The 22,839-nt window shown below is 70.3% G+C and carries 23 protein-coding genes; 9 read left to right on the top strand and 14 right to left on the bottom strand.

What is annotated here, in order from left to right; all coding sequences use genetic code 11:
• Positions 1-259 precede the first annotated feature (259 nt).
• The 3 genes from OG257_RS17565 to OG257_RS17555 form a co-directional block, all read right to left on the bottom strand.
• The gene (locus OG257_RS17565; RefSeq protein WP_329208658.1) at positions 260-2,080 is read right to left on the bottom strand and encodes an SNF2-related protein; all 1,821 of its coding nucleotides are present in this window, start codon (positions 2,078-2,080) and stop codon (positions 260-262) included.
• Complete coding sequence (locus OG257_RS17560) at positions 2,081-3,502, bottom strand: transcriptional regulator (protein WP_329208657.1); 1,422 nt, start codon at positions 3,500-3,502, stop codon at positions 2,081-2,083.
• 65 nt (positions 3,503-3,567) lie between these two features.
• Positions 3,568-4,212, bottom strand: coding sequence for a hypothetical protein (locus OG257_RS17555; protein WP_329208656.1), 645 nt, complete (start codon positions 4,210-4,212; stop codon positions 3,568-3,570).
• 337 nt (positions 4,213-4,549) lie between these two features.
• Between OG257_RS17555 and OG257_RS17550 the strand changes: the two genes are divergently transcribed.
• Both OG257_RS17550 and OG257_RS17545 read left to right on the top strand, forming a co-directional pair.
• The gene (locus OG257_RS17550) at positions 4,550-5,206 is read left to right on the top strand and encodes a helix-turn-helix domain-containing protein (RefSeq protein WP_329208655.1); all 657 of its coding nucleotides are present in this window, start codon (positions 4,550-4,552) and stop codon (positions 5,204-5,206) included.
• A 220-nt stretch (positions 5,207-5,426) separates the two neighbouring features.
• Positions 5,427-5,651 (top strand): hypothetical protein, encoded by a 225-nt coding sequence (locus OG257_RS17545; RefSeq protein WP_329208654.1) that lies wholly within the window; start codon positions 5,427-5,429, stop codon positions 5,649-5,651.
• Positions 5,652-5,988: 337 nt separating this feature from the next.
• Here OG257_RS17545 and OG257_RS17540 read toward each other — a convergent pair whose 3' ends face one another.
• The 3 genes from OG257_RS17540 to OG257_RS17530 form a co-directional block, all read right to left on the bottom strand.
• Entirely contained in the window at positions 5,989-6,354 is a 366-nt protein-coding gene (locus OG257_RS17540) for a hypothetical protein (protein WP_329208653.1), read from the bottom strand.
• 79 nt (positions 6,355-6,433) lie between these two features.
• Complete coding sequence (locus tag OG257_RS17535) at positions 6,434-7,120, bottom strand: TNT domain-containing protein (protein ID WP_329208652.1); 687 nt, start codon at positions 7,118-7,120, stop codon at positions 6,434-6,436.
• Positions 7,121-7,351: 231 nt separating this feature from the next.
• Positions 7,352-8,752, bottom strand: a complete 1,401-nt coding sequence (locus OG257_RS17530) for an NAD(P)/FAD-dependent oxidoreductase (RefSeq protein WP_329208651.1) — start codon at positions 8,750-8,752, stop codon at positions 7,352-7,354.
• Between the two features lie 117 nt (positions 8,753-8,869).
• On the opposite strand from OG257_RS17530, the gene OG257_RS17525 reads away from it, so the two are divergent.
• The gene (locus OG257_RS17525; protein ID WP_329208650.1) at positions 8,870-9,346 is read left to right on the top strand and encodes a GNAT family N-acetyltransferase; all 477 of its coding nucleotides are present in this window, start codon (positions 8,870-8,872) and stop codon (positions 9,344-9,346) included.
• Between the two features lie 23 nt (positions 9,347-9,369).
• On the opposite strand, the gene OG257_RS17520 is transcribed toward OG257_RS17525, so the two are convergent.
• Both OG257_RS17520 and OG257_RS17515 read right to left on the bottom strand, forming a co-directional pair.
• Complete coding sequence (locus tag OG257_RS17520; protein WP_329208649.1) at positions 9,370-10,371, bottom strand: zinc-binding dehydrogenase; 1,002 nt, start codon at positions 10,369-10,371, stop codon at positions 9,370-9,372.
• Between the two features lie 50 nt (positions 10,372-10,421).
• Positions 10,422-11,615 carry an NAD(P)-binding protein gene (locus OG257_RS17515; RefSeq protein ID WP_329208648.1) on the bottom strand — a complete coding sequence of 398 codons (1,194 nt, stop codon included), beginning with the start codon at positions 11,613-11,615 and terminating at the stop codon, positions 10,422-10,424.
• A 99-nt stretch (positions 11,616-11,714) separates the two neighbouring features.
• Here OG257_RS17515 and OG257_RS17510 point away from each other — a divergent pair, with 99 nt between their 5' ends.
• Positions 11,715-12,422 carry a pentapeptide repeat-containing protein gene (locus tag OG257_RS17510; RefSeq protein WP_329215157.1) on the top strand — a complete coding sequence of 236 codons (708 nt, stop codon included), beginning with the start codon at positions 11,715-11,717 and terminating at the stop codon, positions 12,420-12,422.
• Positions 12,423-12,432: 10 nt separating this feature from the next.
• Here the strand turns inward: OG257_RS17510 and OG257_RS17505 are convergent, their stop codons facing one another.
• From OG257_RS17505 to OG257_RS17495, 3 genes are all read right to left on the bottom strand, one after another.
• Positions 12,433-12,930 carry a hypothetical protein gene (locus OG257_RS17505; RefSeq protein ID WP_031093423.1) on the bottom strand — a complete coding sequence of 166 codons (498 nt, stop codon included), beginning with the start codon at positions 12,928-12,930 and terminating at the stop codon, positions 12,433-12,435.
• Positions 12,931-12,994: 64 nt separating this feature from the next.
• Positions 12,995-13,633 (bottom strand): response regulator transcription factor, encoded by a 639-nt coding sequence (locus OG257_RS17500; RefSeq protein WP_329208647.1) that lies wholly within the window; start codon positions 13,631-13,633, stop codon positions 12,995-12,997.
• Positions 13,630-14,976, bottom strand: coding sequence for a sensor histidine kinase (locus OG257_RS17495; RefSeq protein WP_329208646.1), 1,347 nt, complete (start codon positions 14,974-14,976; stop codon positions 13,630-13,632). The genes OG257_RS17500 and OG257_RS17495 overlap by 4 nt, the downstream gene beginning before the upstream one ends.
• A 251-nt stretch (positions 14,977-15,227) precedes the next feature.
• On the opposite strand from OG257_RS17495, the gene OG257_RS17490 reads away from it, so the two are divergent.
• From OG257_RS17490 to OG257_RS17475, 4 genes are read left to right on the top strand one after another with little or no spacing between them, the layout of a single operon-like run.
• A complete protein-coding gene (locus tag OG257_RS17490; RefSeq protein WP_329208645.1) occupies positions 15,228-15,785 on the top strand; it encodes a GlcG/HbpS family heme-binding protein in 558 nt (185 codons plus the stop codon).
• A 41-nt stretch (positions 15,786-15,826) separates the two neighbouring features.
• Entirely contained in the window at positions 15,827-16,441 is a 615-nt protein-coding gene (locus OG257_RS17485) for an ankyrin repeat domain-containing protein (RefSeq protein WP_329208644.1), read from the top strand.
• Positions 16,438-17,568 (top strand): YncE family protein, encoded by a 1,131-nt coding sequence (locus OG257_RS17480; protein ID WP_329208643.1) that lies wholly within the window; start codon positions 16,438-16,440, stop codon positions 17,566-17,568. The genes OG257_RS17485 and OG257_RS17480 overlap by 4 nt, the downstream gene beginning before the upstream one ends.
• 50 nt (positions 17,569-17,618) lie before the next feature.
• On the top strand, positions 17,619-19,031 hold the full coding sequence (locus OG257_RS17475) for a M1 family metallopeptidase (RefSeq protein WP_329208642.1): 1,413 nt from the start codon (positions 17,619-17,621) through the stop codon (positions 19,029-19,031).
• Between the two features lie 25 nt (positions 19,032-19,056).
• Here OG257_RS17475 and OG257_RS17470 read toward each other — a convergent pair whose 3' ends face one another.
• Together OG257_RS17470 and OG257_RS17465 are read right to left on the bottom strand one after the other, a co-directional pair.
• Positions 19,057-20,643, bottom strand: a complete 1,587-nt coding sequence (locus tag OG257_RS17470; RefSeq protein ID WP_329208641.1) for a M4 family metallopeptidase — start codon at positions 20,641-20,643, stop codon at positions 19,057-19,059.
• Positions 20,644-20,873: 230 nt separating this feature from the next.
• On the bottom strand, positions 20,874-21,449 hold the full coding sequence (locus OG257_RS17465) for a TerD family protein (RefSeq protein WP_328905060.1): 576 nt from the start codon (positions 21,447-21,449) through the stop codon (positions 20,874-20,876).
• A gap of 174 nt (positions 21,450-21,623) precedes the next feature.
• Between OG257_RS17465 and arfB the strand changes: the two genes are divergently transcribed.
• Positions 21,624-22,058 carry an alternative ribosome rescue aminoacyl-tRNA hydrolase ArfB gene (gene arfB, locus OG257_RS17460; RefSeq protein ID WP_329208640.1) on the top strand — a complete coding sequence of 145 codons (435 nt, stop codon included), beginning with the start codon at positions 21,624-21,626 and terminating at the stop codon, positions 22,056-22,058.
• A gap of 22 nt (positions 22,059-22,080) precedes the next feature.
• Here the strand turns inward: arfB and OG257_RS17455 are convergent, their stop codons facing one another.
• Positions 22,081-22,587, bottom strand: coding sequence for a flavin reductase family protein (locus OG257_RS17455; protein ID WP_329208639.1), 507 nt, complete (start codon positions 22,585-22,587; stop codon positions 22,081-22,083).
• Between the last annotated feature and the right edge of the window lie 252 nt (positions 22,588-22,839).

Genomic DNA, 22,839 nt, shown 5'->3' with positions numbered 1-22,839 from the left:
CTGGGGCAGTCGGTTGCGGGACGGTGCCGGCAGACTGCTGGGCGTGATACGCGAACCAGCAGAACCCTTGGTCGGCGATGACGGGCAGGTCTTACGCCCTCTCGGCCTCCTAGCGGAGGCAGGGCTCGATGCAGGCAGCCGCCTTCTCGCTTTCAGCGACGGAGACGGGCGCATCGTGCTGCAGCGGGAAGCGGACGCCATCGAGCGGCTTCTCGGTGAGGGCACGCTTTGACGGGCACCGGAGCGCTTGTGGTGCCCGCTACGCCGGGCGCCCCCTGAGATGCTCCAGCAGCGCCTGGACGTCGGCTGAGTTCATCCCTGCGGCCATCGGGGCCTCGTCCTCCGGGTCAGCGAGCTGCTGCACCTCGGGGTCGTCGAGGATGCTGCCCATGAACTCCAGCTTCTCAGCGAGCCGCATGGAGACGACATCATCGACACTTCCCATCGCAGTGAGGACGGTGACCCGCGTCTCCGTGTCCGGGGCGAGGCCAAGGCGATGGATGCGGTCCAGGCTTTGGAGGAACCGGCCTGCCTGGAAGTCGCGGTCGACGTACACGGCGTCATGGCAGACCTGGTGGAGGCTGATGCCCTCGCCCAGGGTCGCCGGATTGGAGATGAGGACGCTGCAATCCGGATCCTCGCGGAAGCGGCGCAGCTCCTCCTCCCGGTCGGGAGTCCCCCCGTGCACCGCGGCGGGCTGGAACGGTGCGAGCAGCGCTTGCAATGACGTGATGCTCCGGACGAAGCCCGTCCACACCAGAGTCTTCCGGCCGGCCGCGGCATTGGCGGAGACGATGGACAGCGTCTCCGTGTACTTGGGCGGTAGCTCGTAATCGGGGAGCTTGCGGAGGAGGGCCGCAAGCGAGTCCCCCTCCGGGATATCCAAGGGCGGGACACGGAAGTTCAGCGGCTCGTAGCGGGTCGAGCCGCCGACGAGGAGCGCTGGACTGGTCGCGGCCATGAGCAGACGCAGGACTGCCTTGCCGAATGCCTCGAAATCGCCCCGGTCGGCAGCTGCGCGCGGAGAGAACTTGCCGATCAAGGCGTCGTAGATCTCACGGTGCAGGGGAGGCATGCTGAGCGGGCGGACGCGCAAGTCGACAGGCGGAAGCCCCAGCTCTGCCTTCGTCGTCCGGGTGTAGAGGGGACGCAGTACCTGGCTTGCATGGGCTAGGTCGCCACCGTCTACCGCCTGGGTGACCACGCGTCGCCCGTGGCCAGGCCAGACGAAGGAGAGCAGGTTCTCCAGATCCTTCGCCCCGTTCGGCGCCGGGGTGCCGCTAAGGATCATGCGCACGCGGCTGAGCGGGCCCAGCGCCATGCAGGCCGCGCCGTAGACACCCGCGCCGCCGAGCTTCATGCGGTGCGCCTCGTCAAGGATGAGCATGGTCGGGGCCGCCTTCAGCCACTGCGACAGGCCGGCGAGCGCCCTGTCCAGCCGCTCGTAGTTGAGAAGGAGGATGTCTGCTGCCGGAGGCACCGTCTTGCCGAGTACCTGTACGTCCAGAGGCGAGGAGAAGCACTCCCGCGCCTCCAGTTGCCACGCCTCGTAGGCCGACTTCGGGCTGACTACCAGGATGCGGTTGACCGCTCCCTGCTCCCGCAGGGCCGAGAACACGGCCAGGGAGACGCGGGTCTTGCCGGCGCCTGGCACGCTGAAGTTGGCCCCGTGGCCGACCGAGAGCAGCCGGGCGATGTCCCGGAGCTGAAACGGGGTGAGAGGCCCCGTCCAGGCATCGCCCAGCAGGGCTGGCACCCCTTCCGGGGCAACATTCTCCTCGCCCGGCGTGCCGTTCAGCAGCCGATCCGCCGTCTCCGCGGTGTCGAGCATCTCGCTGACGAGGAGGCGGAAGTCGTCCTCCCAGACCACGCTCTCGGGCTGCGGCCATGCCGCTAGGGAGCCGAGACTGGCCAGGAAGCTGTCTATAGGGACAGCGGCGGATAGGCGGTCGGTCATCCGGCCACTGGGGAAGCTGGCGATCATCTGCCCCAACTCGCCGCGGCATTCGGGCACGGTTCTGAGCGCCGCTTGGGTGCGCGTGGTGTCGAAGCCGATCACCAGACTGGGCTGGTCAACCACTCAACGTGCCTTTCCCGTGGCTTCGAGGAGCCACGACAGGCCGTCGCCAGGCTCACCGACAGTCCGTCGGGCTTCGACCGCGAGCTTCTCCAGCCTCTTCCGCAGTTCGACGATGGCATCGTCGAAGGCTTCCTCATCGAGGCTTCGCTGCGAGCGGGAGAGGACGAGGTCCGTGACGCACTGCTCGATGCTGCGGTTCGCGTCTGCGAGACGAGCGGGAGCAGCTTGCTTGCGCTTGGTGATGCGGGCGGCGCGGCCGGCGTCGGTGATGGCTTCGTCCATCGCCTTGTGCATGCGCTTTACCTCGTCTTGCGCTGCAGTCACTGCCTCCGTCGGGGCGGAGCTACCGGCTTGGGTGACCGCCCGAGCCTGGAGGACGGCGTCTGTCAGGGCTCTAGCCGCCGAGACGGCAGGGCTGGGGCCTTGGACGGCACGCCCCAGGCCCGGGATTGCTACACCCCCTCGTGACGGAGCAGGTTCGGGGGCCATGCCGTCTGGCAGCTTCTCCGACAGGTACGCGTCACGGAATTTGTCATCGATAAAGCGCACGTCCGTCTTGGCGAAGCCCATGAGCATGGCGGCCAGGCGGTTCTCTACGAGCAGATCGGCCCGCTCGGGGTTGACGCTGTACTGCTTCTCGTAGGCGCGATGCAGCTCGCGGAACTTCTCCGCATGCTCCTCGAACGCGACCAGCGACAGCCGCTCCCCGGAGATCTCACTGCGCTTGATCAACTGGCGGATGACGGACAGCACCCACTGGTCCTGCCGGACCCGCGCAGCCGTGGAGCGGAAGGTGGTAGCGATCGCCGCGAGCGGGGTGCCCTGGTCGACCAGTTCCTCCACGGCGAGAAGCCGGTTGATGTATGAGTAATCCCGCCGGTGCTCCCTGCGCAATTGCAGCGAGAGCTCAACGGCAGCGACGTCTTTCCAGTCGCAGGAAGCGGGCAGCACAGCCACGCGCACGGGGTGGTTCGGCCCGTGAAGTTCCAGGAGCGCGGCGCGTCGTGTGTTGCCGTTGACGAGGATGCCCTCGTGGGTGATCAAGCCTGGCTCGGTCTGCCCGAACTCCTTCAAGCTCGCGGTGAGCTCGTCGAACGCGGGGTCGGTTCTCGCCGGATCGGCGGGGACCACCTGCAGTAGACGGCCCAGGTATCGCTGACCGTCGGTGCTCCACGGGTCCGTTTCGAGGATCGCGGACTTGTCGAGGTCATGATCTACCTGCGCGCGAATCCGGTGGGTCGCCGGGTTGTAGTAGAGGTCGCCGACCTCCATCTCGATCACTTCGAGGTGCTCGGGCTTGCCCCGCCACTCGACGGTGAACGTCTCGCGGGTGCCGCCGCCGGCCGCGCTCTCCGCCAGCCGGGCCTGAACGGTGGCCCGGTTCTCCTCAGCCCTGGGCGGCAGCCCGTAATCCATAGCCATGTCCGCTGTCCTCGCTCCTGCCTCTGCTCGTCCTGCTTCGAATGCCCTCCGCACCTGCCGGATGCTCAGTCGAGGCCGAGCGCTCTGCGGAGGTGGGCGCGCGATTCCTCGGGCAGGGACCGGTAGTCGCTCCAGAGCTGCTCCAGTCGGCTGAACTGGCGCTCATCGGCTTCCATCCAGCCGGACAGTACCTTGCGCTCGATGGAGCTGAGTCCGGCGGCTTCCTTGAGGGCTTGACCCAGGTCCGCGACCAGTTCCCTGCCGCCGATCCGGCACCGCTTGCACTCCGTGATCAGCTCGGTGGCCTTGGACCCGTCAGGCTTCAGAACCTCCCGCCGCGCGATGTCCAGCTGGGCCGCTTCGTATGTGCCGGCGTAAGTCTCGCCGGGAACGATCCCGCAGGAACGGCACATGTTGCCGTCCTGCTGGAGGACCTCACGCCGGCGTCCTGCGCCGATGGCTGTCGTGCCGGTCTTCCGGGTAGCGCGGCCGGGTTCCCAGACGGGGTCGCCGCGCTTCACGAAACGCTGCTCGTGGGAGTCGAGGCCTGCATCCTCCCTGTTTGTATCGATTTGCCACCTGAAGTCGCGGAGATCGCGCATGCGTCGATCCACCTGGGACACCCCGGGGAACGCGTCGCGCAGTGCCTCCTTGGTGAAGGGCTGCCCCTCGCCGACCTCCGACACGAGCCAGAGGGCGACTCGCTTCATCGTTCCGAGGCTGTCATCGCGCCACGATGGCGTCACAGCGCCTCCGTTTCATGCAGTGTTTCGGTGCAGTCCTGAGGGTGCATCTCGGGCCGCGATTCTTGCTCATTATTAGCACAGGCTGTATCGCTTACTCCAGTAGTTCCTGGATCTTTACGCTTCTCATTGAAGTAAAGATCCGTTTCGTCCCCTAAGTGAGCATTTATGGATTCATTATGTCCGCTGCCATAAATACATCTGCGTAATAACGCCGGACCGCTCCCCGATGTCGCAAGGAAGGGCTAGGCTTCCGATGATCACGCAACCCTGCCGATCTCCGGCGAGCGAGAGGCTCCTTTGCATGCCGTCACTCGGATCGATCAAACGCTCCTGCGTGGGCGAGGCTACGGAGGAAGTGAAGGCTTTCGCGCTCGCCTTCCAGGAGGTGCTGCCCCAGGCCCTCCCGGGGGTGACCATGGCCGAGAAGGCGCGGGCTCTCGGTGTCTCCTCTTCCTTGCTTTCGCACTGGCTGCACGGGAGGAGGCTGCCCCGGCCGGGAGTCCTCGCGGCCTTGAGGCGGCTGGCGCAGCCTGCGCAGATCGCCGGAACGGTCCGCCTGGGTGAGGATTTCGCGCGCGCAGAGCGGCTCTTGCTGGCGGCACGGAAGGCCCCTTGCTGCCGCCGCGTGGGCGCGTGCGCCTGCGGTGGCGAGGCTGCGGAGGGGGACCGGCGCAACGGTTTCGGCGGGCAGGCTGCCGACGGGGACCGGCGCAACAGCACGAACGCCGATGAGGCGGAATACTGCACTCCGGTCTTTCTTGCCGCGCTTCCATTGGCGGCTCGATCCGCTCTTTTGTGGGACCTCGGGGCGACTCTGCATGAGGGTGAGTGCGGCTCCCTGGTGTCGGCACTGGGGCAGAATCGGATGAATCCTGAAATGGAAGTACTTCTACGGTCGGCAGAATCTGCGGGCCGGGATACCGTGAAGATCGCGCTTGCTGCCCTTGGGCGTGACTAGGATTGCATAAGCTGCACTGGTGAATTTCTCGGCTGCCGGAGAGGCTACTCTGTGACTGCTGAATTGTCGGGCTGTTGTAGTCGGCCATTCGGTGCCGACTGCCGTGCGCCGCCGCACGGGTAGAGCAGGAGAGGCTGGACAGAAGGCTTGCCAACCGCGTCCAACCTCCCCTGCAGGAAACGCCCTACTTCGAATCGAATACGAGAAGGAGTTCCCACTGATGAATTGTACGGCCTACCTGGCCAGGGTTGCCAGGAAGATCAAGGCTGCCTGGATGCGCCAGGACGGTTCCAGCGGTGGTGCCGTCGGGCGCTCGTGGCGCAGGATCCTGCGTCGGCTGCGTTTCCTCCGCTGGGCGCTCGCGGTCCAGATGCTGAAGGGTGCCGCCTATGCCGGCGGTGCCATCGCGATCCAGATCATCGCGGCGCGGTTCTTCATCCGCTGACGCCGCCGCGCCGCCCGACATCCTGGCTGCAAGACCCGATGAGCCGGTGTTGCGTGAGCGGACCGTACGGCATCAGGCGGCACCCCGTGATGTGGTTGAGGGCGCCGCCCGCCTTTGACCTGCGCAAACGGTACCGAACGGCATGTGCCGGCAGTGTTTGTCACGAAGCTGCAGGCCCTTGTAATGCGTAGGTCGTCGGTTCGAATCCGACAGGGGGCTCAACGAAAAGCCCAGCTCAGATGTGCTCTGAGCTGGGCTTTCCTCGTTCCGGCGGATACGGCGGATACGGCGGATACGGCGGATACGGCGGATACGGCGGCCCCGCCGGCCGGGAGGCTCAGGTGCTGGGTGGTTCGTCCGCGTCGTGGCCGGGGGCCCGTTCGAAGTCCTCCTCGGCCCGGCGCTGGATCTCGTCCGCGTCCGCCAGGAGCCGGTCGACCCGTTCCGCGCCGCCGGGGACGGGTGGGGGAACGTCGACGAGGGTGTCGTACAGATAGCGGCACGCCTCCGCCTCGGTCCAGAAGCGCGCGATGACGCTGTCCTGGCCGCGCTCGCGCAGGAGGACCGGCCACGTGTCCTCCTCCGGGCGCAGGACGTAGTAGGCGTCCAGCTGCATGGGGACGCCGTGGACGCCCGGGATCTCGTAGAGCGCGTCCGGGACGCCCTCGCGGCGCAGCCGTTCGGTGAGTTCCGTCCTGTCCATGGCGTTCGGTTCCCCTCCTCGCACGAGCCCGGGCGGGCCCCGGCTGTGCCGGAACCCGCCCGGGGGAGTGCGGTCGTGATCAGTTCAGGGCTTCGAGCTTCTGGGCGGTGACGAGATCCGAGACCCGCTCGGCCGTCTTGTACTGGATTCCCAGACCGGGCTGGCCGAACCACGGCCTGATGCGGCCGGCCTCCACCGTGATCGCTTCCGTGACCCGGTACAGGTGGTAGCTGTAGGGATAGGCGTTCGTGTACTTGACGAGGTTGCTCGGCGGGATGGCGCGCTTGGCGTACGGGGTGCCGGCGGGGGCGAGGAAGGTGCCGCGTCCGCTGCCGAAGAGGTCGACCAGCTGTCCCACGCGGAGGGTCAGCGTCCTCTTCACCGGGTTGCCGGCGCGGTCGAGGACGAAGCCGTCGTTGTCCGGGTACCACCAACCGGACTCGCCGGTCGTCGGGTTGGTCTGCCAGTAGCACCCGAGGAACCAGTACGCCGAGGTCGGGCCCGTGCGGTGGTAGCCGCGCAGCATCGCTCCGATGGCACCGGTCCTCGGCAGGACCTGGGGGCCGAGCCGCCAGTCGTCGAGGTAGTACTGCTCCAGCGGTGTGGTGGGTGCTCCGTTGACCGCTCGTGTCCGGTCGTCCGTCGGGCAGTGGGCTCCGGGGCGGGCCTTGTCACCGGTATCGGCGTGGGCGGCCGTCGGTGTCAGTCCGACGAGGAGGAGCAGCGAGGCGATCGCACTCCAGACGATGTTCCGCAGCACCCGCATAGAGTTGGTTCCCTTCCCATGGCCCGCGCCGGCCATGGAGGGCACGCGGGCGTCGAGGTCGCGCGAAGGCGCCCCGTGAGGAGGGCGCCGTGGTGTGGTGCCTCTCAGTCAATTGCCATGGCGGTGCCGGGCGAGGACGGGGATACGCGCCGTCACCCGTTCGGAGTCGAGCTTTCTCCTGATCGGCCTAGGGAACGTCCTGTTCGGGTTCTTCCGGGTACGGGCGGCGTGTCAGTGCCGGCCCGAGATGCGGTCCGCCAGTTTCGCGATCCGGTCCGTGCCCGGCTGCGGGGACCTCGTTTCGCGGCGGTCGGCGGAGCGGTAGGCGGCGTACAGGGTGTGGACGCCGAGCCAGCGGAAGGGTTCGGGTTCCCAGCGGCGGACCTTGTGGTTGACCCAGGGGAGGGTCGTCAGGTCGGTGGGGCCGGCCTGGCCGGAGTCCTGCTGGATGAGGTCGCGCAGGGTGCGGGCGGCGAGGTTGGCCGTGGCGACGCCGGAGCCCACGTAGCCGCCGGCCCAGCCGAGGCCCGTGGAGCGGTCCAGGGTGACGGTGGCGCACCAGTCGCGGGGGACACCGAGTACGCCGGACCAGGCGTGGTCGATGCGGGTGCCTGCCGTGGTGGGGAAGAAGCGGACGAGCAGGTCGCGCAGGGCTTCGATGGTGGCGGGCTGGGTGCGGCCGTCGTTGTCCGTGGCGGAGCCGTAGCGGTAGGGGACGCCCCGGCCGCCGAGCGCGATGCGGTCGTCCGCGGTGCGCTGGGCGTACATGTAGGCGTGGGCCGTGTCGCCGAGGTTCTCGCGGCCTTCCCAGCCGATGGTGTCCCAGACGGACTTGGGGAGGGGCTCGGTGACGATCATGGAGGAGTTCATGGGGAGCCAGGTGCGCTTCTGGCCCTTGAGCGCGGAGGTGAAACCTTCGGTGCAGCGCAGGATGTACGGGGCGCGGACCGTGCCGTAGGGGGTGACGGCGTGCTTGGGCTTGATCTCCGTGACGGGTGTGGATTCGTGGATCGTGACACCGAGGGCCTCCACGGTGTCGGCGAGGCCCTTGACGAGTTTGGCGGGGTGCAGGCGGGCGCCGTGCGGGGTCCAGCTGGAGCCGACGGCGCCGGTGACACGGATGCGTTCGGCGGTTTCGCGGGCGCCGCGCAGGACTCGGTCGGTCTCGCCGAAGGCGATCTCGACGGAGTGGGAGTCCTTGAGGCGGGCGAGCTGGGCCGGGGTGTGGGCGATCTCGAGGACGCCGCCGTGGTGGATGTCGGCGTCGATGTTCTCGTCGGCGGCGGTGCGGATGACCTCGTCGACGGTCTCGTTCATGGCCTTCTGCAGGCGCACGGCGGCGTCGTGGCCGTGGAGCCGGGCGTAGCGGTCGCGGCCTGCGATGCCGTTGTAGAGCCAGCCGCCGTTGCGGCCGGAGGCGCCGTAGCCGCAGAACTTGGCTTCCAGGACGGTGATGTTGAGGAAGGGGACGGCCTTCTTCAGGTAGTAGGCCGTCCAGAGGCCGGTGTAGCCGCCGCCGACGATGCAGATGTCGGCGGTGGTGTCGCCGGGCAGGGGTTCGCGTGGGGCGGGGGTGCCCTCGTGCGCGTACCAGAATGAAATGCCGCCGTTGACGGTACTGACGGTGCTCATGTTTCCCCTGCTTGTCCGTGTGCAGCCGAGTCGCTGGAGGGACGTTACTGCGCGGCCGGGGGTTTCGTCGTGCGGGGTCGTCCTCGGGCCGGGGGAGCAGGTCCTTAGGCTGCCTCCATGATTCGTATCGCTACCGCCGCCGACGTTCCTGTCATTCATGCGATGGTCCGTGAACTCGCCGAGTACGAGAAGGCGCTGGACGAGGCGCAGGCCACCGAGGAGCAGTTGCGTGAGGCGCTGTTCGGGGAGCGGCCCGCCGCGTACGCCCACATCGCGGTGTCGGACGAGGACGGCGAGGTCGTCGGGTTCGCGCTGTGGTTCCTCAACTTCTCGACGTGGCGCGGGGTGCACGGCGTGTATCTGGAGGATCTGTACGTGCGTCCGGAGCGGCGCGGGGGCGGGCACGGGAAGGCGTTGCTCGCCCAGCTGGCGCGGATCTGCGTGGAGCGTGGGTACGGGCGCCTGGAGTGGTCGGTGCTGGACTGGAACGCCCCGTCCATCGCGTTCTACGAGTCGCTGGGTGCGCGTCCTCAGGACGAGTGGACGGTGTACCGGCTGACGGACGGGGCGCTGGCCGAGCTGGGCGCGTCCTGAGCGGATCCGCTGTCGGGCCCCGGTCAGGGGATGAGGACGACCTTGCCCATCGTGCCGCGGGTCTCGAGGGCGCGGTGGGCGGCGGCCGCTTCGGCGAGCGGGTAGCGCTGGACGGTGGGGCGCAGGCGGCCGGCCGCGGCCTCGGCGAGGGCCAGGGTTTCCAGGGGCCGCATTCCGCCGGCCTTCTGGATCATGGCGGGGCCGAGCACGTTCTGGGACGTGATGCCGCGTGCGGCGAGGTCCTCGTCGGTGAAGGTGAGGGGCCGGCCGTCGTGGAGTCCTTCGCCCGACCAGCCGAAGACGATGTGCTGTCCGCCGCTGCCGAGCAGGTCGACGGCGGCGCGGGCGGTGACTCCGCCGACGGAGTCGTACACGACGGTGGCGCGGCGGCCCAGGGTGTCGAGGTGCATGCGGACCTGGCGGGGCCAGTCGGGGAGGGTGTAGTCGACGGCGAGGTCGGCGCCGTTCTCCTTGACGCGGGCGACTTTGGCGGGTCCGCCGGCCAGGCCGATGACGGTGGCGCCGGTGTTCCTGGCGTGCTGGACGAGAAGGGTGCCGATGCCGCCGGCCGCCGCGGTGACGACGGCGACGGAGTCGGGGCCGAGTTCGGTGAACTGCAGGATGCCCAGGGTGGTGCGGCCGGTGCCGATCATGGCGACGGCTTCGGCCGCGTCGAGTCCTGCGGGGACCGGGTGGAGCTTGTCGGCGTCCACGACGGCGAGTTCGGCGTAGCCACCGGGGGCCGTGCCGATGTGGGCGACGACGTGGCGGCCGAGCCAGGCGGGGTCGGTGCCCTCGCCGAGTGACTCGACGGTGCCTGCGACTTCGCGGCCGGGGATCGTGGGCAGTTCGGCGGGGGCCGGGTAGGGGCCGGTCATGCCTTCGCGCAGGGCGGTGTCGATGAGGTGCACGCCGGCTGCGGCGACGGCGATCCGGACCTGGCCGGGGGCGGGTACGGGGTCGTCGGTGAGTTCGTGGCGGAGGTTCTCGGCGGGGCCGAAGGCGTGGAGGCGGATGGCGTGCATGTGGGTTCCCCGGGGTGGTGGACGGCGGCTGACCGGTCCACCTTCCGACCTCAAGCGTCCTTGAGGTCAAGTGCTGCCGGGGTCTCCTGTGCCGGTTTTCCGAGGAGTTTCACGGCCAGTACCGCCGCTTCGATGCCGCTGTTGAACGCGACTTCGCTGAGGAGTCCGGGGGCCGCGACCTGGTCGCCCGCGAGGAGGATTCCGTCGCCGCGGTCGACGGCGGGGCGGTCGCGCCAGGTGGTGCCGGGTTTGTCGACGGCGCCGGTGCGGCCGGCCGCGAGGGCCTCGCGCCGCCAGGTGGTGCGGTCGCGCCAGCCGGGGAAGCCGAGGTCGAGGAGTTCCTCGGCGCGGTGGACGGCGTCGGCGCGCGGGGTGCCGGGGGCGAGGGGGATCTGGGCCTGGATGAGCTGTTCGCCGGCGGGGGCGAGGGTGGGGTCCTGGGCGGTGAACCGTTCGATCCAGCCGGGGGCGTCGAGGTCGGAGATGATGAACGGGTCGCCGCGCCGGGTCCGCAGGGCCAGGTCGATCAGGGCGGTCCTGCCGCTGTCCCAGGTCAGGGTGGGGTCGTCGAGCAGGGTGCGGGCGGCGTCCAGATGGGTGGCGACGATCACCGGACCGTTGCGTGCGAGGCCGGCGAGGGCGCCGGAGTCGATGCGCCGGGCCGTTTCGATGCGTACGCCGAGGTCCCAGGCGCGTGAGGCCATCCGTTCGACGAGCTGCGCCCAGCCGCCGATGGGGTAGTGGGCTTCGGGCGGCAGTGCGGTGGCGCGCCGGAGCCGTTCCTGCACGAAGGCGGCGGAGAGCGATCCGGGATCGTGGTGGAAGAGCGCCACGCCCATGTAGTGCGCGGCCGCGCGGGCGCCCTCCTCGCCCGTCTGCCCGGTGGCCCAGCTGAGGAAGTCGGTATCGACGGGGGCGCTGCGGCGGGCGAGGCGGAGCAGGGCGAGGGGCGGGGTCCTGCGCAGGGCGCCGTCGCGGCGGAAGAAGAAGCGGGTGCCTTCGAGGGGCGGTACGGAGGCGAGCGGGCCGAGGAGCTTGCGCTTGTCGAGCCAGGTCCAGTGCGGTCCGCGGCGGTAGAGGGCGTGCGGGCCCTCGTTGGTGAGGTAGGGGCCCTCGGCCGTCCTGGCCCGTCCGCCGAGGGTGTGGTGGGCCTCGTGGAGGGTGACGGGGACGCGCGATTCGGCGGCGGTGATGGCCGCGGTGAGTCCTGCGAGGCCGCCGCCGACGATGTGGATGCGCTGCATGCTGGGTCTCCTTGCGGTGGGCGCTGCTGTGCAGGGGACGGTTCGGCGGGGCGGGTCTGTGACATCGGGCCGCGGGAGTTGTCGGTGCTGTGCGTCACGATGGGGTGCATGGCAGGCAGAGGCAACAGGAGCAGCAGGGGTGCGGGCGCGAAGGACACCGTGGCGGCGGCGAGGCGGCCGGAGGTCGGACTGCCCCCGCTCGTGGCGTACGAGGGTGAGGGGCTGGAGCCGGACGGGGACTACGACGGCGTGCGGTTCGAGCGCGTCGATCTGACGGACGCCTCGGGTCCCGGTGCCCGATTCATGGACTGTGAGCTGCGGGATTGCGCCCTGGACCGTACGGAGCTGGTCCGGGCCCGGTTCATCGACTCGGTGCTGACGGGTGTACGGGGTGTGGGCACCGATCTCGCGGGGGCGTCCCTGCGGGATGTGGAGGTCGTGGACGCCCGGCTGGGCGGGGTGCAGCTGCACGGTGCGGTGCTGGAGCGCGTGCTGGTGCGCGGCGGGAAGATCGATTACCTGAATCTGCGCAAGGCACGGCTGAAGGACGTGGTCTTCGAGGGCTGTGTGCTGTCGGAGCCGGACTTCGGGGAGGCGCAGCTGGTGCGGGTGGAGTTCCGCGACTGTGTGCTGAAGCGGGCCGACTTCAGTGCCGTGCGGATGGAGTCGGTGGACCTGCGGACCGTTGCCGAGCTCGATATCGCACGGGGGGTGGAGCGGCTGGCGGGGGCGGTGATCAGCCCGTCCCAGCTGATGGAGCTCGCTCCGGCGTTCGCGGCGCAGATCGGGGTGCGGGTGGAGGCGTAGGGCCTCGGCCTCAGAGGCGGGGGAAGCGGGCCTGCAGGTCCCAGACGACGGGGTTGTCGGCGAGGCCTTCGTGCATGTCGGCCAGGTCGGCGATCAGGTCGTGCAGGAAGTCGCGGGCTTCGCGGCGCAGGAGGGAGTGGCTGAAGGTGAGCGGGGGCTCGTCGCCGGGCATCCAGTCGGCTTCGACGTCGACCCAGCCGAAGCGGCGCTCGAAGAGCATGCGGTCGGACGATTCGGTGAAGTCGAGCTCGGCGTACTGCTGCCGGTGGGAGCGGTTGCCGCGGGGGTCCCGGTCGATCTGCTCGACGATGTCGCAGAGGGCCCAGGCGAAGTCGAGTACGGGCACCCATCCCCAGGCTGTGGATACTTCGCGGTCCGCCTTGGTGTCCGCGAGGTAGACGTCGCCGGAGAAGAGGTCGTGCCGCAGGGCGCGGACGTCCGCGCGGCGGTAGTCGGTCTGCGGGGGGTCCGGGAAGCGCCGGGAGAGGGAGTAGCCGATGTCGAGCACGGTTCGATGGTGTCATGCCCGGTGAGGTGCCCGGTCCGGTCCGTCCTCCCGCGAGGGGCGGCCCTCACGGCAGGAGCCGCTGCTCCTTGGCGACGGAGACGGCGCCCGCCCGGGTGTCGACGCCGAGCTTGTCGTAGATCCGGCCCAGGTGGGTCTTGACGGTGGCCTCGCTGATGAACAGGGCACGCGCGATGTCCCGGTTGCCGAGGCCCTGGGAGAGCTGGCCCAGGATGTCGAGTTCGCGTTCGGTCAGGGTGGGGCGGGGTTTGCGCATCTGGGCCATGACGCGGCTGGCGACGGGCGGGGACAGGGTGGTGCGGCCCTGTGCCGCCGAGCGGATCGCGGCGAACAGTTCCTCCGGGCGTTCGGCCTTGAGCAGGTAGCCGGTGGCGCCCGCCTCGATGGCGCGGGTGATGTCGGCGTCCGTGTCGTACGTGGTGAGGACGAGGACGTGGGTGTCCCCCGTGCCGGCGATCCGGCGGGTGGCTTCGACGCCGTCGATGCCCGGGCCGAGCTGGAGGTCCATCAGGACGACGTCCGGGGTGAGCCGGGCGGCCAGAGCGACGGCTTCCTCGCCGCTGCCCGCCTCGCCGACGACCTCGATGTCCGGTTCGCTGCCGAGGAGAGCGAGCAGTCCGGCGCGTACGACGGCGTGGTCGTCGCAGAGGAGGATCCGTACGGCTCCGGTGTCGGGCTGCGTCATCGGGTGTCCTCCGGAGGGGGTGCGGTGGCGGTGGGCAGGGGGACGACGGCGGACAGGACCGTTCCCTCGCCCGGCGCCGACTCGATCGTGAGTGTGCCGCCGAGCTGCTGGACCCGGGCGCGCATGGCCGGCAGCCCGTGGCCGCGTACGCCACCGGGCGGGCGGGGTGCCGGTCCGGCCGGGCCGAAGCCGCGGCCGTTGTCGGCGATGTCGAGGACGACACGGTCGTCCAGGTGGGTCAGGGTCAGTCCCGCGGCGGTCGCGCCCGCGTGTTCGGTCACGTTGGCCAGCGCCCCCTGCGCGATCCGCAGCAGCGCCGACTGCACCCGGTCGGGCAGTGTGGCGAGCGGGGTGCCCTCCACATGGCAGCGGACGGCGATCCGGCCGTGCGACTGGGCCGTCTCGCGTGCGGCGAGGGCGTGCAGTGCCGCTTCGAGGCCGCCGCCCTCCGCCAGATCGGCGGGGGCCAGGTCGTGCACGAAGCGGCGGGCCTCGGCCAGGTTGCGTTCCGCGATGCCGGTCGCCGTCCGGACATGGCGGCGGGCAGCCGTCGGATCGGAGTCCCAGGAGCGGTCCGCCGCCTGGAGCAGCATTTGCTGGCTCGACAGTCCCTGGGCGAGGGTGTCGTGGATCTCCATGGAGAGCCGCTGGCGTTCGGCGAGGGTTCCCTCGCGGCGCTCGGTGGCGGCCAGTTCGCGCCGGGTACGCAGCAGGTCGTCGATCAGTTCGCGCTGACGGGAGGCCAGTTCCTGCTGGAGTACGGCCTGGCGCTGCATATGGACGAAGACGGCGGTGGCGACGGCCGCGACGGCGGGCGGGGCCAGCACCAGATTCGGGTCGAAGCCGTCCGCCAGCCGCAGTTGCGCGCCGACGACGAACACGGTGAGCAGGGCGACCAGGGCCAGTGCGGCGCGGGGCGGCAGGATCCGCAGCCCGGTGTAGAAGAGCGGTACCGCGCACCACGCGAAGCTCGGCGCGAGCAGGACCAGCACCATCCAGACGACGACGAGGACGCCGAGCCGGATCAGCCGTCGGGACGTGGGCCGGGAGCCGAGCACCGGGCCCAGGAGGTAGAGCACGGCGAGGGTCACCGACAGCGCGATGATCCACGGGGTGCGGGTCTCGCCGGGGTGGCGCATCAGGAAGCGGGCGAGCGAGGCGCCGAGCAGCAGGAAGAACGCGGCGTGCGTGAGGAGGGCCAGCCACCGGGCATCGGGGTCGGCGGCCCGTGCGGTGGTCCGGTCCGCGGCCGGGAGGGGGTCCGGGCCGGTGCCGGGGCGGGTGTCCTGGCCGGGCCCGGGGGGCCGGTCCCCTGTGGGTACCGGCTCGCTTCGGTCCTGCACCTCGTACCTCGCGCTCCCTGCCGATGACCCCGCACGACCGATGACCCGGGCGCCGACCCGTGCCGGCCTGCGCGGATATCCCCATGGTGACCCCGGCGGGCTACACCCGCATCAACCGATCGGCTGATGGGGCCGTCGGCCGACCCGCGTGCGGCGTCGAGCCGGTACGCCGACCGTACGGGCCCGGATCCGGCCGGAGGATCGATACCGGAGCAGGCACAAGGCCGAGCCGAATCACCGAGGAGCCCACGATGAAGAAGATGTCTCTGCGTACCCGCGTCCTGACCGGTGCCGTTGCCGCCGCCGCCCTGAGCGCCGGAACCTTCGGCGCGATGTCCGCGAACGCGTCCGCCCCGGCCGCCGCGCCCGCCGCCGCGGTCAAGGCCGACACCGCCGACCGGAACCTCCAGCAGTCCACCCACCTGACGGTGGCCGCCGCGACGAAGGCCGCCCAGGCCACCCTCGACGCCGCGAAGAAGGAGAACCAGCGGGTCTCGGTCGCCGTGGTCGACCGCAACGGCAACACCCTCGTGACGCTGCGCGGCGACGGCGCGGGTCCGCAGTCCCCCGAGTCCGCCGTGAAGAAGGCGTACACCGCCGTGTCCTGGAACGCCCCCACCTCCGAGCTGACGAAGCGCCTGGAGCAGGCCCCGAACCTGAAGGACATCCCCGGCACACTGTTCCTGGCGGGCGGCGCACCCGTACAGGTCAAGGGCGCCCCGGTGGCGGGCATCGGTGTGGCCGGGGCCCCGAGCGGTGACCTCGACGAGAAGTTCGCCGCGGCGGGCGTCGCGGCGCTGGCGAAGTAGTCGCCGCCGCCCTCGTTCCCGTACGTCGCAAGGAGAAGCAGATGAACGCCGTCGACCACCGGCTGCTCGACACCGCCCGTACCGGCGACACCGAAGGAGTGCGGGCCGCGCTCGAGGAGGGGGCCCGTGTCGAGGCCCGCGACGAGGAGCTGCGTACCCCGCTGCTCCTGGCGGCTCTCGGTGACCATGTCGACGCGGCGCGGCTGCTGGTCGAGGCGGGCGCCTCTCCGGACGCGCAGGACAGCCGCGAGGACAGCCCCTGGCTGGTCACCGGGGTCACCGGCAGCGTGGCGATGCTGCGTGTCCTGCTGCCGGCGGGCCCCGATCTGACGCTCCGCAACCGGTTCGGCGGCATCTCGCTGATCCCGGCGAGCGAGCGCGGACATGTCGCCTACGTGCGGGAGGTGCTCCGTGCCACCGACATCGACGTCGACCACGTCAACCGTCTGGGCTGGACGGCCCTGCTGGAGGCCGTGATCCTCGGCGACGGCGGACGGGCGCACCAGGAGATCGTCGAGGTGCTGCTGGCGGCGGGCGCGACGCCGGGGCTGCCGGACGGCGACGGGGTCACGGCGCTGGAGCACGCGGAGCGTCGCGGCTTCACGGAGATGGTGGCGCTGCTCCGGGACGCGCACGGCACCGGGGACTCCCGGTGAGTGTCCGCAGGGCGGTGCCGGCGGTGGTTGCCGCCCTGCTGCTCGCGGGCTGTGCGACGGGCACCCGGACCTCAGCGGACGCGCCTGGGCCCACGCCCGAAGCGGGAGCGGGTACGGGCACGGCGCAGGGGCGCACACCGCACGGGACCCTCCTCGTCGCCGACTTCGGCGGTGACACCGTGACGTTCGTCGATCCGGGCCCGGGCCGGGACGCGGGCCCTCTCGGGTCGGTGGAGGCCGGCACCGCTCCGTACGGCCTGACCGTCGGCGAGGACGGCCGGGCCTGGGTGGCGACCGCCGAGGGGGTCGCGGTCATCGACACGGCGACGCGGACCCGTCTCGCCGTCATCCCGTACGCAACGGAATCGGGCCCGGTCACGACAGGCGAGTACCGGGGCGGCGGCATGGGCATCGCCCTCGCGCCCGACGGCGCGCACGTATACGTCGGCGTCAACGTCCCCGGCGGGAACGGGGTGCTGGAGGTCATCGACACCGCGACCCGCAAGGTCACCGCCACCGTCCCGGTCGGCCGCCGGCCCTTCGACGTCGACGTCTCGGCCGACGGCCGCGAGGTGTACGCCACCGGTCACGACTCGTTCGACGTGACGGCCGTCGGTACCCGCACCCTGGAGCCGCGGCGCATGGAGGTCGCCCCGTACGGCACCGAGGGGGGCCTCGGTTCGTGGCTGAAGCCGCACTACGCCGTGGTGCGCCCGTCGGACGGGAAGCTGCTGCTGCCGTTCGAGGGCGAGCGGCTCGCCGTTCTCGATCCGCGTACCGGCAAGGTCCGGACCGAGCGCATGACCGCCGACACGCACCAGCACGGCGCGGCTCTCACCCCCGACGGGACCCTCCTCGTCGTCGGTACAGGCCCGATCGCCGCGGACGACGAGGAAGCGTCCCTCACCGTTCGGACCCCCGACGGCGGGGAACGCACCGTCGCCCTGGACGGACCGCACGAGGACGTGGCCGTGTCGCAGGACGGCCGCACGGCGTACGTCACCGGCGGCTTCACCCGCGACGGCCACTGGAACGGCATCACGGTCGTCGACCTGGCCGGGGAAGGGGCCGGGAAGCCGTTCAGGATCGGTGCGGGCGAACGCCCCCTGGGCATCGCCGTCCTCTGAGCCGCCGGTCCACGAAATCAACCCGACATTCCACACATAGGATCACCGGTGTGGATCAGCGAACCCCGGTACGGAGTGCGGCGCCCGCCACCCTGCTGCTCGCCCTCCTGACCCTGGCCACCGCCTGCACGACGGACACCGGCGGGGTGCGGGGCACACCCGGCGCGGCAGGGCTGCGCGATCCGTACTTCCCCAGGCTCGGCAACGGCGGCTACGACGTCACGCACTACGACCTGACCCTGGCCGTCGACGCCGGGTCAGGCCTGCTGCGCGGTACGGCGGAGATCACCGCCCGCGCGACCCAGGACCTCAGCGCGTTCAACCTCGATCTGGCGGGGCTGGACGTCGGGTCGGTGACCGTCGAGGGAAGGCCCGCGGCCGTGAACCGGGCGGGCAGCGAACTGACGCTGCGTCCGGACAACGAGGTCGAGGACCGCCTGCGCAAGGGCAGGACGTTCCGTACCGTCGTCCGCTACTCGGGCGCACCTCGGACGTTCACCGATGCCGACGGGTCGAAGGAGGGCTGGGTGCGGACCGGGCGCGGGTCGGTCGCGCTCGGTGAGCCGACCGGTTCCATGGCCTGGTTCCCCGGGAACCACCACCCGAGCGACAAGGCCTCGTACGACATCAGGGTCACCGTGCCCGAGGGGTGGAGCGCTGTCTCCAACGGCGAACTGGCGTCCCGGCGTACGGCAGGGAGGCGCACCACGTTCCACTGGCGCACCCGTGAACCCATGGCGAGCTATCTCGCGACCGTCGCGGTCGGCCGCTACACGGTGAAGCAGTCGGCCACCGGGGACGGTATGCCGGTCCTCACCGCCGTCGACCCGGCGGCGGTGAGCGCGAGCGCCGCCGTGCTCGGCAGGATCCCGGAGGTCCTCCGGTGGGCGGAGCAGACGTTCGGCCCGTACCCGTTCGCCTCGGCCGGGGCGATCGTCGGGCTGAGCAAGGACTCCGACTACGCGCTGGAGACCCAGAACCGGCCGTTCTTCCCCGGCCCGCCCGACATCGGGCTGCTCGTCCACGAGCTGGCCCACCAGTGGTTCGGCAACTCCGTCACTCCGGAGAGCTGGCAGGACATGTGGCTCAACGAGGGCTTCGCGACGTACGCGGAGTGGCTCTGGAACGAGGAGCACGAGGGCGTTCCCGTCCGGGACAGCTTCGACGCGGCGTACGAGAACGACGCGAACTGGGCCTTCCCGCCGGGCGATCCGCCGTCCGCCGCGGAACTGTCCGGGCCTCCGGTGTACGGGCGCGGCGCGATGGTCGTCCACCGGATCCGGCAGCGGATGGGCGACGACGAAGCCTTCTTCGCCCTCGTGAGGGGCTGGCTGAAGGCCCACCGGCACGGCAACGCGTCGACCGAGGACTTCACCGCGTACGTGGAGAAGGAGTCCGGCCTGGATCTGACGGGCTTGTGGGACACCTGGCTCAACGGCAGGAGCCGGCCCGCCCGAGGCTGACCGGCTCCCGTGTCGTCGGGTCGGGTTACTTGACGTTGACTCCGGTCCAGGCGGCGTCGACGGCCGCGAGTTCGGCGCTGTCCGCCCCGAACAGGTCGGTCGCGGCCTTCTGTGTCGCGACGCGGGCGCCCGCGTAGTCGGTGGTCGAGGTCATGTAGACGGAGAGTGCCTTGTACCAGATCTGGTAGGCCTTCTGGCGGCCGATGCCGGTGACCGTGGAGCCGTCGGAGGTCGGCGAGTCGTAGTCGACGCCGTTGATGGTCTTCGCGCCGCTGCCCTCGGCCAGCAGGTAGAAGAAGTGGTTGGCGACGCCGGAGGAGTAGTGGACGTCCAGGTCGCCGACGCCGGAGTCCCAGTAGTCGGCCGAGCCGCCGTCCTTGCTGGGCTTGTCCATGTAGCGCAGGGGGGTGCCGTCGCCGTTGATGTCGATCTTCTCGCCGATGAGGTAGTCCCCGGCGTCGGTGCTGTTGTCCGCGAAGAACTCGACGGAGGTGCCGAAGATGTCGCTGGTCGCCTCGTTGAGCCCGCCGGACTCGCCGGAGTAGTCGAGGTTGGCGGTGGCGGCGGTGAGGCCGTGGCTCATCTCGTGGCCGGCGACGTCGATCGCGGTGAGGGCGCTCTTGTTGTCGGCCCCGTCGCCGTACGTCATGCAGAAGCAGCTGTCGTCCCAGAACGCGTTGACGTACGCGTTGCCGTAGTGGACCCGGGAGTACGCGGCCTTGCCGTCGCCGGCTATGCCGGAGCGGCCCAGCTCGGACTTGTAGAAGTCCCAGGTCGTCGCGGCGCCGTAGTGGGCGTCGACCGCCGCGGTCTGGCGGTCGTTGCCGGTGCCGTCGCCCCAGGTGTCGTCGGCGTCGGTGACGAGGTCCCCGGTGCCGCTGCTGCCCTGGTTGAGGTCGTACGTCTTGTGGCCGCCGCGCTCGCCGTCGGTGAGCTCGAAGCCCGAGCCGCCCGGTGTGGTCGTCAGGGTGACCTGGCCGCTGTACTGGCTGTTGCCGGTGCCGGTCTCGACGGCCTCGTAGCTGTGCAGCTTCTTGCCGGTCGTGGCGTCAGTGATGGTGTGGACCTTGCTGGGTGTGCCGTCCTTCTGCACACCGGACCTGACCGTCTCGAAGGCGAGGACGGGCTTGCCGCTGCCCGCCCAGACGACCTTGCGCGCGCTTGCCGCCGACTTCGCCTTCGGCTGGGTCGACGGCACGGCTATGCGGGCCTCGGTGGCCTTGTCCACGCCCTTGGAGCTGCCGTCGGACGCGGTGTGGGTGACGAGGTCGCCGCCGAGGACCGGGAGCCCGGCGTACGTGCGCTCGTAGCGGGTGTGCACGGTGCCGTGGGCGTCCTTGATCACGTCACGGACGATCAGTTTCTCCTGGCTGCCGAGGCCGAGGGACTCGGCGGCCGCGGTGGCGTCGGTCTGCGCGGCGCGGATGGCCGAGCTGCGCTGCGAGGCGGTGTTCACGCCGAGTGCGGTGGCGGATGCCGTGCGGGTGGAAGAGGCGGTGTCGTCGGGGGTGTTGGGGCCGGCCGTGGCCGAACCGGTCTGCACTCCGACGACGACCATCGCGGCAACTGCGGTCAGGGCAGCGGCGCGACGGGTGTTCATGTGGGGGGTCATGCCTTCTCCGTTGCTCGTTCCTGTGGGGGTTACGAGCGGAGAGCGTGCCACCGAATGAACGACTTTGACCGTGTCCCAACAATTGCCTCACAAGTTTTTGACCAGTTCTTGTCCGACTGGAGCGGGCTTGTGTCCGCTATGCGGCGGGTGGTGGACCTCGGGACGTCATGACGCACGGGAGCCCCCGGCCGAGGATTCGGCCGGGGGCTCCCGTGTACGAGCGTTCTACGTCAGAGGTTGACGCCGAAGTCCTGGGCGATGCCACGCAGGCCCGATGCGTAGCCCTGGCCCACCGCGCGGAACTTCCACTCCGCGCCGTTGCGGTAGAGCTCGCCGAAGACCATGGCGGTCTCGGTGGCGGCGTCCTCGCTCAGGTCGTAGCGGGCGAGCTCGGTGCCGCCGGCCTGGTTGATGATGCGGATGAACGCGTTGCGGACCTGGCCGAAGTTCTGGCTGCGGGTCTCGGCGTCGTAGATGGAGACCGGGAAGACGATCTTGTCGATGTCCGCCGGGAGGCCGGCCAGGTTGACGTTGATCTGCTCGTCGTCACCCTCGCCCTGGCCCGTGACGTTGTCACCGGTGTGGACGATGGTCTGGTCCGGCGTCGCCTTGTTGTTGAAGAAGACGAAGTGGCCGTCGGAGAAGACCTTGCCGGCGGTGTTGACCGCGATCGCCGAGGCGTCGAGGTCGAAGTCGGTGCCGGTGGTGGTGCGGACGTCCCAGCCGAGGCCGACCGTGACGGCGGTCAGGCCCGGTGCCTCCTTGGTGAGGGAGACGTTGCCGCCCTTGGACAGGCTTACTGCCATGGGAAGTCCCTTTCCTTCGTCGTGTGCGGGCTTCGTGCCATCACGAAAGCTACCCGTCACACGTCATAACGCAGGCAATAGACCACGAGGTTCCTGCTCGCTTTACTTTCTTTGCCGAACTTCTGGCCGAACGCCCGCAAAAGAAGGTGACGAACAGGCTGTGGGCCAGGGAACATGGGTGTCATGTCCGGGCCCTATGTCATCCGCGGTTCGGTCTCCCTGCCGGAGGCCGAGCTCATGTGGCGTTTCTCGCGGTCCTCGGGGCCCGGCGGGCAGCACGTCAACACCAGCGACACGCAGGTGGAGCTCCGCTTCGACCTCGCGGCGACCGAGGCGCTTCCCGAGGTGTGGAAGGCGCGGGCGCTGGAACGGCTGGCCGGCAAGCTGGTGGGCGGGGTCGTGGCGGTACGCGCCTCCGAGCACCGCTCCCAGTGGCGCAACCGCGAGACGGCCGCCGTGAGGCTCGCCGCGCTCCTGGCGGAGGCCACGGCGCCGCCGCCGAGGCCGCGCCTCAAGAAGAAGATCCCGCGGGGCATCAACGAGCGCCGGCTGCGCGAGAAGAAGCAGCGTGGCGACACGAAACGGGGCCGCTCCGGCCGCGACTGGTGACGGCCGCGTCCCGCCGCGCCGGTCAGCCCAGTCGGCGGTAGCGGCCCTTGAAGTACGCGAGCGGTTCGCCGTCCGTGTTCGGCAGTCCGGCGGTGAGCACCCGGCCGATCACGAGCGTGTGGTCGCCTGCCAGGACCCGCTGTTCCGTACGGCACTCCAGCGTCGCGAGCGATCCTTCGACCAGGGGCGCACCCGTCACCTCTCCCCGCACGTACGGGACGTCCGCGAACAGCAGCCGGTCGCTGATCCGGCCCTTCATGGCGAACCGGCCGGCGATCTGCCGCTGGCTCTCCGCGAGCACCGACACCGCCCACAGCGGCTGCTCGGCCAACAGGTCGTCCATCCGCGAGTCGTTGCGCAGGCTCACCATCACCAGCGGCGGATCCAGCGAGACCGAGACGAAGGCGGTCGCCGTCATCCCCACGTCCTCGCCGCGGCCGTGTTCGTCGAGCGGCGGTTCCTGGGCGGTGATCAGCACCACACCGGCGGCCAGTCGGGCCAGGGCGGCGCGGAATTCGTCGTTGCTCACCCCCTCAGCATGGGGGACGGCTTCGGAGCGCGGGGCGGGGGGAGTCTTCTGCAGCACATCCGGCACGCTAGTGCCGTACGGTGCGCGGTCGCATCGGTCCAGGGGACCAGCCGGGTCCTAGGACTCCCGGACCACCGGACCGTTCCAGGTCCGCGCGTCGCCGGCGACGCCGTGGATTTGCGTTCAGGAAGGGACAGGAGCCCCCGGGAGTGCGATCGTGGTCCTTTTATCATTCTGTTGTGACTTGAGTCA

This window comes from Streptomyces sp. NBC_00683, assembly GCF_036226745.1.
In the GTDB taxonomy this organism is placed as follows: Bacteria; Actinomycetota; Actinomycetes; order Streptomycetales; family Streptomycetaceae; genus Streptomyces.
The sequence above is the reverse complement of the archived record's forward strand: the minus strand, read 5'-3'. Positions and strand labels throughout refer to the sequence as shown.

Bases quoted from the DNA above. Each gene is read 5' to 3' on its own strand.
- OG257_RS17520 (WP_329208649.1), bottom strand. From the start codon at position 10,371: ATGCACGCCATCCGCCTCCACGCCTTCGGCCCCGCCGAGAACCTCCGC.
- OG257_RS17490 (WP_329208645.1), top strand. From the start codon at position 15,228: ATGAAGAAGATGTCTCTGCGTACCCGCGTCCTGACCGGTGCCGTTGCC.
- OG257_RS17510 (WP_329215157.1), top strand. From the start codon at position 11,715: ATGGGGTGCATGGCAGGCAGAGGCAACAGGAGCAGCAGGGGTGCGGGC.
- OG257_RS17540 (WP_329208653.1), bottom strand. From the start codon at position 6,354: ATGGACAGGACGGAACTCACCGAACGGCTGCGCCGCGAGGGCGTCCCG.
- OG257_RS17535 (WP_329208652.1), bottom strand. From the start codon at position 7,120: ATGCGGGTGCTGCGGAACATCGTCTGGAGTGCGATCGCCTCGCTGCTC.
- OG257_RS17525 (WP_329208650.1), top strand. From the start codon at position 8,870: ATGATTCGTATCGCTACCGCCGCCGACGTTCCTGTCATTCATGCGATG.
- OG257_RS17555 (WP_329208656.1), bottom strand. From the start codon at position 4,212: ATGAAGCGAGTCGCCCTCTGGCTCGTGTCGGAGGTCGGCGAGGGGCAG.
- OG257_RS17545 (WP_329208654.1), top strand. From the start codon at position 5,427: ATGAATTGTACGGCCTACCTGGCCAGGGTTGCCAGGAAGATCAAGGCT.
- OG257_RS17485 (WP_329208644.1), top strand. From the start codon at position 15,827: ATGAACGCCGTCGACCACCGGCTGCTCGACACCGCCCGTACCGGCGAC.
- OG257_RS17465 (WP_328905060.1), bottom strand. From the start codon at position 21,449: ATGGCAGTAAGCCTGTCCAAGGGCGGCAACGTCTCCCTCACCAAGGAG.
- OG257_RS17515 (WP_329208648.1), bottom strand. From the start codon at position 11,615: ATGCAGCGCATCCACATCGTCGGCGGCGGCCTCGCAGGACTCACCGCG.
- OG257_RS17550 (WP_329208655.1), top strand. From the start codon at position 4,550: ATGCCGTCACTCGGATCGATCAAACGCTCCTGCGTGGGCGAGGCTACG.
- OG257_RS17500 (WP_329208647.1), bottom strand. From the start codon at position 13,633: ATGACGCAGCCCGACACCGGAGCCGTACGGATCCTCCTCTGCGACGAC.
- OG257_RS17530 (WP_329208651.1), bottom strand. From the start codon at position 8,752: ATGAGCACCGTCAGTACCGTCAACGGCGGCATTTCATTCTGGTACGCG.
- OG257_RS17560 (WP_329208657.1), bottom strand. From the start codon at position 3,502: ATGGCTATGGATTACGGGCTGCCGCCCAGGGCTGAGGAGAACCGGGCC.
- arfB (WP_329208640.1), top strand. From the start codon at position 21,624: ATGGGTGTCATGTCCGGGCCCTATGTCATCCGCGGTTCGGTCTCCCTG.
- OG257_RS17470 (WP_329208641.1), bottom strand. From the start codon at position 20,643: ATGACCCCCCACATGAACACCCGTCGCGCCGCTGCCCTGACCGCAGTT.